The organism is Streptomyces chiangmaiensis, assembly GCF_036281785.1.
Lineage (GTDB): Bacteria > Actinomycetota > Actinomycetes > Streptomycetales > Streptomycetaceae > Streptomyces > Streptomyces chiangmaiensis.
The window spans coordinates 1-8,828 of record NZ_JAYWVC010000277.1 but is presented as its reverse complement, the minus strand read 5'-3'; the positions used below and the strand labels follow the sequence as shown (position 1 = coordinate 8,828).

Here is an 8,828-nt window from a genome sequence, read left to right as displayed (position 1 = left end):
ACGATCTGCCTCAGTTCGCGGCGTGCGGCCGACGGCAGCGCATCAAGAATGGCCTGCAGGTTGTCCCGACCACCCAACACATCGTGGCACGGGCAACCCGCCAACGGCACATAGAGCCACCGACCAGGCTGGCGCAAGAACCGCTCGTACTGGCCGAGCGCCTCACTCAAGAACCCGGGCCAAAACCTGTGAGCCTCAAGGCGCCTGACAGCAGCCTGGGCACTTCGTCGCAGGCCTCGGACCTGGCTGAACTGTCGGGACTGACCCCGAATCAACCGCGTCTGGGCGCGCACGGCGCCGGGCGACTTACGCGGCATCGCCCCTTCGGATCAACGTCATGGCGCCATCCTGCCACGCCACGGACAGACCGACCGTCGAATTTCCTCCAGAACGGCCGCCCTACCAGATGACCACACCACCCCTGACGCTCTGCGCACGCTCGGCAGCGTCCTCGATGTTCCGCAGGCGCTCGGAGATCTGCCGAACGTACTCCGCATGCGACTTCGCCGGGTCGGCGCTGGGCGCGACGAGTTCGAGGTTGCTCCGGATCAAGGCACATTCATCCAGGAAGTCCGCCACCTGGTCCGGCGCCACCGTGAGGTCACCGCGGGCCAAAATCGGGAAGAACCTCGCCCCCAACGAGTGCACGGCCTCTGACCCCCACACGGAGGTACGCCAGCGCTCGAAGCCTCCTAGGTCGGAACTTCCATCCGGGACATCCAGCAGGTTCATCTTGTCGTCCTCACCGACGACGAACACATCCACTGACAAGCTCATGGCCTCAGTCGATCACGGCAGCGAGCCACGGATCCGTAGGGTCCTGCGCTCGGCCGCGCACCGGCCGCCGGCGGCTCCGATCGCCCAATCGGGTGAAGTGCAGAGAAGCACCGGCGACCAGAAAGGTCCTCGTGCCAAATCGCTGACCGATATCCGGGGGCGCCATCCCCGGTATGGCGCCCCCGGTCGAGTGGCGCTACGTCAGCGTCTTTTGGTAGTACTTGTCCTTGTCGGAGTCGTAGACCAGCTTGCCGTCGGCGCCGTACCCCTTGATGTGGGGGGCCACGGTGACCTGCTGGTTCAGGATGCCGGAGGCGACGAACCAGCCGTGGTCCAGGGCGGCCTGGCTGGTGGCGTCGCCGTAAGAGACGGCCACCCGGGCCACCTGCGGCTTGACCGTGCCGATGACACCCCATCGAAACGGGAGCTTCCAGTTGCCGCGGTCGAGGATCGACTGGTGGTAGAGCTTGCCGCCGTTCATGTCGGCCATCACGGGGCCGGCGTCCGGCGGACCGTCGGAGCCCCCGCTGATGTTGATGCCCTGGGCCTCGCCGTTCTTGATGTTGCAGATCAGCCGGGTCTGCTCCGGCTGCTTCTTCACCTTCTTCACCGCGACGACGTAGATGCCGTCACCGGGCGCGTTGGAGTCGCCGGTGCTGTTCATCGCCAGGATAATCCGGTAGTCCGCTGCTGCGCCCAGGTCCGTGTGGAACTTGGCGGACAGGCCGCGTGTGTGCGACCGGTCGTATGCGAGGCACTTCTCCAGCCCGTCGGCGGCCTGCCCGAAGGTGATCCCGTCGAGGAGCTGGCCGTCCGTGGCCGGCCGCGTGGGCCCCGACGGCGACGCGGACGGCGTCGGTGTCGGTGTCGCTGACGTCCGCGGCGTGGCGCTGACCGACGGTGTCGACGCCGCCGTGTCCCCGCCCGTGTTCCCGCCGGTCAGCGCGTACGCCCCCACGGGCAGCACCGTCAGCGTCACCAGGGCCGCCCCGGCCGCCGCCAACCGGCGCCGCCGCTCGATCGCGCCCCGGCGGCGGATCGCCGGATACGGCACCGGTGCGGGCCGGATTGTGTTCGCGTCCTCGGCGAGCAGCTCGCGCAGCTGCTCCTCGAAGTTCCCGCTGGTTCCCGTCCCCTGCTGCTGCTTCTGCTCCTCGTTCACTTGCTGCCTCCCTGCCCGGACGACACTCGGACGCGGACAGGTTCGTCCACGATCTGCCCGAGCCCCGGATGCGTACGCAACTTCGCCAGCGCCTTGGACGCCTGGCTCTTGACCGTGCCGGGCGAGCAGCCGAGCATCTCGGCGACCTCGGCCTCGGACAGGTCCTCCCAGTAGCGCATGACGATCACCGCACGTTGCTTCGGCGGCAGTCCGGCCAGCGCCGCGACCAGGGCGCTGCGCTCGTCGGCCCACGAGACGGCCTCGTCGCGCCCGGCCACCTCCGGCGGCGCCGCGGTCAGAGCCTCCGTAACCCGCCGCTTGCGGAACCGGTCGCTGTTGCAGTTGACCAGTATCCGTCGGACGTACGCCTCCGGACTGTCGCTGCGCGAGACGCGCCGCCATGCGCGGTACGCCTTGGCCAGCGCCGTCTGAGTCAGGTCTTCGGCGTGGTGCACGTCGCCCGTGAGCAGATACGCGGTCCGTACGAGATGGGACCACCGCGCTCTGACGAATTCTTGGAACTCGGCCTCTTGTTTGGCCTGCATCAAGCACCCTCCCTCGCCCTCCAGACCACAGTGTCGGCGGATTCGGTTGCCCGGGATCCGGTACCTCGTCGGTCAGGCGAGCGGGGCCACTGACAACCATCAGCTGGGACCGAAGCGTCAAGCGTCTACCGGGACCGCACAGGGATGAGGTGCCTGCCATCCTGGCTCCGCACGTGGGGGCCGCTGTCATCCAAGGCATCCAGGACCCTGATCGCAATGACCTCGGACATACGCTCGCGGACCTCGTCGGGCGTGAGCCAGTCGATGTCGGTTGACTCGCTGGACGTCCGCTCAGTGCCGGCCACTGGCTCGCAGCGGAAGACCGGGGCTACGACGCTCAGCTTCATGTTCTCGTAGACGCCGGTGAGTTGGTGGACGTCGACGGTGATGCTGGTCTCCTCGAAGACTTCCCGTACGACGCCTGTCTGTGGGTCCTCGTGCAGTTCCAGGATGCCGCCGGGTGGCTCCCAGGCGCCGTTGTCTGCGCGTCGGATGGCGAGGATCTTGCCGTCTTCGCGAATGACGATCCCCGCTACTGATACGGAGTGTCTTGGGCTGTCGGTCGGCACTCCTCGCGCTCCGCTATGCCGCCAGGTTGCCCGGGGTTTGGCCGTGCTCGAGGTACACCGGAGCACTCTCGGCGCGGGCCTCGATGGCCGCGAGGATTCGGCGGGCCAGTCGCGGGATCGTGCGGTCTGTGATCTCGTGCGGGGCCACAAACCTGACGGCCTTCAGTTCCTCGGCTTGTGGGCGGATGCCGTCCACGGTCTCTGGGGCGAGCTCGCCGCCGTCGAACAGGTACAGCACCTTGTCGCCCTCGGTGGCGTTGGGTGCCCAGTCGACGGCCAGGAGGCGGCCGAGGGTGAGCGTGAGGCCGAGTTCTTCCTGTACCTCTCGGCTGGCAGCTTGGAGTGGCGATTCGCCGGTCTCGACGTTGTAGGTGCCAAGAACCACGTCCGTGCTGGTCACGAAGCATGTTGGTACTCGTGCGGGATGCCGTCGAGGCGGTCGCGTCGGTGGACGGCGAGGTGGGTGAGCCGGTCGGGCTCGGTGATCGGTTCGGGCAGGGGGCTGAGTGGTGCGGCGCTTGCGAGAGTGCGGTGGGGTCTGTGCTGGTTGTAGAACTGCTCGTACTCGCGTAGCGCGTGGGGTAGGTGGGCCTGGTTCCAGATGGGGGTGCGGTCGAGGACCTCGGTCCGGCAGGATCGCACCCATCGCTCCATGAGCGCGTTCATGCGCGGCATCCGGACACCGGTCTGGACGACCTCGATACCCTCGACCTGCAGGACCGCGTCGAAGGCCGCCGGGTAGCGAACATCCCGGTCCCGGATCAAGAACTTCGCCCTGGCGCCGGTGTCCTGAAGGTCCATGACCATGTTTCGGGCGAGTTGGGTGACCCAGGCCGCGGACGGGTGCGCGGTCGCGCCGAGGATGCGCACGCGCCGGGTGGCGTGCTCGAGCACCGCGAGGACGTACAGGGTCGTCCCGGTCAGGGTCTTGGTCTCGAAGAAGTCGGCCGCGAGGATGGCGTGGGCTTGGGATCGCAGGAACGCCGGCCAGGTGGTGTGGTTCCGCCCGGGTGCGGGGTCGATGCCGTGTTCCTTGAGGATGTTCCACCCGGTGGAGGCGGCGATCTTGATGCCGAGAGCGACGAGCTCGCCGTGGATGCGCCTGTAGCCCCAGCTGGAGTTCTCTTGTGCGAGCCGTAGCACCAGGGCGCGGACGGAACGCACGGTGCGCGGTCGGCCGGGACGCTTGGGGCGGGAGGCCTTGGCGTGGCGTCGGCGTAACAGGTCGTGGTGCCGGCGCGGCAGGGTGGCGGGGGAGAGGATCAACGGGAGTCGGCGACGTTGTAGCCGGGGGAGGCGGTGCAGGAGTGCGTCGAGCAGCGCGCGGTCGGGTCAGGTGAGCTTCGGCTTGTCGATCTGCCCCTGTAGCACGGCCAGTTGGTGGCGCAGTGCCAGGATCTCGGCATCCTTGTCACGGTCGCCGATCGGCAGGAGCCGTATCAAGGTGAACACGCTCGTCAAGGCCAGGTAGGGCAGTCGCAGCAGCACCGGACCATCCTGGCGTCAGCCGGAACCGGCCAGCAACCACCGAGCGAGACCCCCACGTCACCGCCGACCGGCAGGCCCCCACGACAGTACCCAAACGGCCCTTGACCAGCACGGATGAGGATTCTGGCACCTACAGCCTCAGCCGATGGTTCACACGCCGCTGACCTGCACGGACGATTTATCGGCACCCACAGGCCCCACGCCCGCCGCCGACAACGAACTGGCCGCCTGGACAACACGCTGCAGGGCAAGATGAATCGACTATATGACACTAATTGCTCAAATAAGTATAGAGTATCTGATTCACTTCGCGCCACGGCCCATTTTTGTTTGGCGTTTGCATGCTTATAGAATTCTTTTTGTCCTCACTTGGATTTTGCGTGATGTAATGCGGCGGTACGGAGTAATCTTGTGGAGGGTTGTGAATTCACCTGTTGTCGTAATTCTTGCGAGAGGCCCCCGATGCGGGGCGCTCGTGTTGTCGCGACGGTTACCTCGTCTGATGTCGAGTAAATAATGGGGTCGGTCGCGGTTGGCTCCGTTGGTCGAGAGGAAGAATGAAGTTTCGGTCCTGCGAGGCCTGATTGTGGGGGCTGAGTCCGGGAAAGGTGGGATCGCCGTCGTCGGTGGCCTGGCCGGCAGCGGGAAGATGGCACTTCTTCAGGAAATCGCCGACTGAGTCGCCGGAAGGGGCGGCGTCGTCCTCGCGGTCACGTGTTCGCCGCTGGAGCAGGACCTACCGCTGGCTGTCGTTCGCCGGTTCCCTGCTGCTCCGTGCGGTGTTGCGTGATTTTGTTGATTCCTGGCTGACCGTGCCCGCCGCAGCGTGCGGACGGCTTCTCAGGTCTCGGCGAGCAGGGTGCGGGCAGCGCACTGTGGCGCTTCGCCAGGCCAACCCGTGGCGTGCCGCGGACCGTCGGGGCGGGTTCCGTTGCCGCAGCTATGACGTTCGTGGCCACTGGTGCGTTGACGGAGTGCCTCGCCTGCGCTGACTGCCCTGCGACCTGGAGGCAGGACCGTCGGCGATTCAGACCGGGCGACGTGGAGAGACTACGGAGAGGTGCCGCTTGATACGACGAATCGTTCGCCGACGCATGCCCGAGGCGCCTGCCGCGGGCCCGGAGCGCTCAGCCGTGGCGGGACCCCCCAGCGGTGCCGGGACCGGCCCCGGGGCGGATGGGATGGGGACCTCCGTGCGTGCGGCGCAGGCGGTCGGCCTGCTGCTCGGCTTTTACCTCTGCACACTGGGCACCCTTGCCGCCCTGGCCTCGATCGACGTCGCCCTGCTGCTGCGCACCGAGAGCGCCACTCCCGTCGTCGCCGAAGGCAAGGTGATCGGTCTCACGGTTGTCATTGCGATCCCGCTGGTGCGCGGGGTATTGGCGAGTCTGCGCCGGCGAGGCGGAGGTGCCGGGCTGGGAGGCGTACCCGTGACGCCGGAGCAACAGCCGAAGCTGTGGGCCCGGGTGCGGGGGCTCGCGGAGCAGGTGGGCACCCGTCCGCCCGCCGAGATCTGGCTGGTCCCTACGGTCAACGCCGCGGTCAGCGAGGACGTGCGCCTGATGGGGCTGCTCCCTGGACGGCGCCGGATGTACGTCGGCGTGCCGCTGCTCATCGGACTGACGGTCAATCAGCTTGACGCGGTGCTCGCCCACGAGCTGGGACACTACAGCAACCGCGATGTCCGGCTGGCCCCGACCACCGTCCGCGGCCGGGAGGGCGTCCTCACCGTGGCCCGGGCGTACTGGGCCGGGAAGGCGTTCTGGCACCGGCCGATGCGCGCCTTCTTCACGTGGTACGCGCAGCTGTACCTGCGTACCTCGCAGTCGGTCAGCCGACATCAGGAGCTCGCTGCGGACCGGATGGCGGCGCGCATAGCCGGCCGGGACCACACCGCCGCGGCCCTGCGCGAGATCCCCGCGCTGGACGCCGCATACGGGTTCTACCTCAACCGCTACGCCGAAGTCGGCTGGGAAGCTGGCTTGTTGCCGCTGCCTGAGGAGTTCTACGGCGGCCTGTACGGGCTGCTCTCCGAGCCCAGCCGGCAGCGCGAACTCGACGAGCTGCGCCGGAATCCGCCCGAGGACGAGGCCGGCCCCTACGACTCGCACCCGCCCATTTCCGAGCGGATCGCCGCCATCGAGTCCCTGCCCGGTGACGGACGCGTCGCCGCCGATGCGGAGCCTGCGGCGCTCACCCTGCTGCGCGGAGCCCCGCGAGTGTGCGCCGACGTCGCGGCGGTGGCCCTGTCCCCGGAGGCGAAGGCGAAGCGTCCCGTGGACTGGGAGGAACTCGCCAGGGGCGCCGGCCGGGCCTCGCTGGTACGCGACGCCGCGACGGTCCTGAGCACTGCCTCCGCCGTGGTAGGCGTGCCGGTACCCGACCTGTCCACGCTGCTGCAGGCCGTCGAAGCCGGCTGGCTGGACCTCATCGCTGACAGCCTGCCGAAGTCGGATCGCGCCCAGCAGGCCACCGGCCGGGTGGCCAGGGAGTTCGCGCGTACCGCGTTCCGGGATGCGGTCACCGCACCTGTGCTTCTGGCCCTGGTCGACGGCGGTCGCGCCCGCTGGACGCACAGCTGGTCCCGCACCCTCCACCTGGAGTTCGACCAGGGCGTGGAAGGCGCCGTCGCGGCGGCGCTCGACGGCCTGGTCGCCGAGACCCCGGACACCTGGCCGCTCCGCTGCCTGCTGCATGGGCTCGAGCCGGCTTTGACCATGTCCCCGACGCCGACAGGACTGTGAGATGTCCCGCCTCTTCCTGCTTCTCCCGGTCGCCGCCGCGGCCGTCTGGTTCGTCCAGCGCTATCGCGAGGGGGCCTTCAACCGTACGAAGCGCCCCCGCCTGCCGGCCGCCGCGCCCGCCCAGCCCGCTGCAACGCCCGCCTGGGTCTACCGCCCCGAGGACTACGGGCTCGTCGCCGACGAGCTGTTGGACACCAGGCTGCCCGGCCCCGACACGGAGCTGGTCAAGGCACTGGAGGCCGCCTCGACCGGTGACTGGGCCCCTGCGTCAGAACTGCTTGCGGCCTCCGACCCCGAGTGGCGCTGGATCCGGGTCACCGTCCTGGCGAGCGCGGCCGCCGAGGACGACTCCTGGGTGCGGGCCTGGCGCGCCGCGCGCCCCGGCGACGCGGCTGCCGTCCTCGTCAGCGCGGAGAGTCTCGTGGCTCTCGCCTGGAAGCTGCGCGGCAACAGGGGGGCCAAGGACACCACGCGGGAGCAGTTCGAGAACTTCCACCGGGTGCTGGCGCAGGCTTCGGGTGCGCTGGCGGAGGCGGCGCGGCTCGCTCCTGAGGATCCGTGCCCGTACATCGCCATGATCCGCGTAGCGCTCGGCGAAGGCTGGGCGCACGAGCACATGCACGCGCTGTGGCGCGAGGTCGTCGTCCGTGCCCCGCACCACGTGGGTGCACACTCCGCCGCCCTGCAGTACTGGTGCGCCAAGTGGCGGGGTTCCGACGAGCACATGCACGCCTTCGCGGAGTCTGCCGTGGCGCAGGCCCCCGCGGGGAGTCTGCTTCCGTTGCTGCGGCTGATCGCCCTCTTTGAGGAACTGCACGAGGAGCAGCGCAGCCATCCCCGCTACCAGTCCGCCGAGGCCACCGCGGCGATCGACGCGCTCTTCGCGGACCTAGCCATGGCACCGCCCGGACACCCCTGGCTGCCCGCCGCGCGCCATCTGCTGGTCTGGTTCCTGCGGGCGCAGCGCCGCACGGTCGAGGCGGCGGAGCAACTGCGCCTGGTGGACGGCTTCATCGGTGCGCTGCCGTGGAGGTACTACCTTGACCCGGTGGCCTTCTATTGCTCTGTCCGCCAGAACCTCGTCCTCGCAGCGGCGCACCTGATCCGTGAGGCGGAGGAGGCCAAGATGAACGAGGCGCGGACGATGGAGCGTTGAGAGAGGCTCGCCCAGGAGGCCGCGGTAGCTGCCGGAGGGGACGTTCGTGTAGTGCGCGTCGCGGTGGCGGATCAGGAACCTCACCTCTGGGCCGGCGTCGTGGAGGTCCGTGACCAGGTTTGGGGCCAGTTGAGTGACCCAGCCCGCGGTGGGGTGCGCGGTCGCGCCGAGGATCGGCACGCGCCGGGTGGCGTGCTCGATGACAGCGAGGACGTACAGGGTCGCCCCGGTCAGCGTCTTGGTCTCGAAGAAGTCGGCGGCGAGGATGGTGTGAGCTTGGGAGGGCAGGAACGCTGGCCAGGGGGTGTGGTTCCGCTCGGGGGCGGGGCGATGCCGTGTTCCTTGAGGATGTTGCACATCGTCGCAGGTCAAGCGGCGTACCGATAC

7 protein-coding genes and 1 pseudogene are annotated in these 8,828 nt (G+C 68.7%); 2 read left to right on the top strand and 6 right to left on the bottom strand.

Annotated features, from left to right (window positions below; genetic code table 11):
• Positions 1 to 399 precede the first annotated feature (399 nt).
• From VXC91_RS39660 to VXC91_RS39635, 6 genes and pseudogenes are all read right to left on the bottom strand, one after another.
• Positions 400 to 777 carry a hypothetical protein gene (locus VXC91_RS39660; protein ID WP_329512213.1) on the bottom strand — a complete coding sequence of 126 codons (378 nt, stop codon included), beginning with the start codon at positions 775 to 777 and terminating at the stop codon, positions 400 to 402.
• A 196-nt stretch (positions 778 to 973) separates the two neighbouring features.
• Entirely contained in the window at positions 974 to 1,939 is a 966-nt protein-coding gene (locus tag VXC91_RS39655) for a hypothetical protein (RefSeq protein ID WP_329512212.1), read from the bottom strand.
• Positions 1,936 to 2,484 (bottom strand): SigE family RNA polymerase sigma factor, encoded by a 549-nt coding sequence (locus VXC91_RS39650; RefSeq protein WP_329512211.1) that lies wholly within the window; start codon positions 2,482 to 2,484, stop codon positions 1,936 to 1,938. Before VXC91_RS39650 ends, VXC91_RS39655 begins: the two co-directional genes overlap by 4 nt.
• Before the next feature lie 125 nt (positions 2,485 to 2,609).
• The gene (locus tag VXC91_RS39645) at positions 2,610 to 3,053 is read right to left on the bottom strand and encodes an NUDIX hydrolase (protein WP_329512210.1); all 444 of its coding nucleotides are present in this window, start codon (positions 3,051 to 3,053) and stop codon (positions 2,610 to 2,612) included.
• Between the two features lie 13 nt (positions 3,054 to 3,066).
• Positions 3,067 to 3,453: an NUDIX hydrolase gene (locus VXC91_RS39640; RefSeq protein ID WP_329512209.1), complete on the bottom strand. Its 387-nt coding sequence runs from the start codon at positions 3,451 to 3,453 to the stop codon at positions 3,067 to 3,069.
• Positions 3,450 to 4,541, bottom strand: a pseudogene (locus VXC91_RS39635) (integrase core domain-containing protein). Before VXC91_RS39635 ends, VXC91_RS39640 begins: the two are co-directional and overlap by 4 nt.
• Before the next feature lie 1,193 nt (positions 4,542 to 5,734).
• On the opposite strand from VXC91_RS39635, the gene VXC91_RS39630 reads away from it, so the two are divergent.
• The gene (locus tag VXC91_RS39630; protein WP_329512208.1) at positions 5,735 to 7,285 is read left to right on the top strand and encodes a M48 family metallopeptidase; all 1,551 of its coding nucleotides are present in this window, start codon (positions 5,735 to 5,737) and stop codon (positions 7,283 to 7,285) included.
• Between the two features lies 1 nt (position 7,286).
• Positions 7,287 to 8,441, top strand: coding sequence for a hypothetical protein (locus tag VXC91_RS39625; protein ID WP_329512207.1), 1,155 nt, complete (start codon positions 7,287 to 7,289; stop codon positions 8,439 to 8,441).
• Positions 8,442 to 8,828: the final 387 nt, after the last annotated feature.

Excerpts from the sequence above, each read along its gene's own strand:
- VXC91_RS39660 (WP_329512213.1), bottom strand. The coding sequence starts at position 777 with ATGAGCTTGTCAGTGGATGTGTTCGTCGTCGGTGAGGACGACAAGATG.
- VXC91_RS39625 (WP_329512207.1), top strand. The coding sequence starts at position 7,287 with ATGTCCCGCCTCTTCCTGCTTCTCCCGGTCGCCGCCGCGGCCGTCTGG.
- VXC91_RS39650 (WP_329512211.1), bottom strand. The coding sequence starts at position 2,484 with ATGCAGGCCAAACAAGAGGCCGAGTTCCAAGAATTCGTCAGAGCGCGG.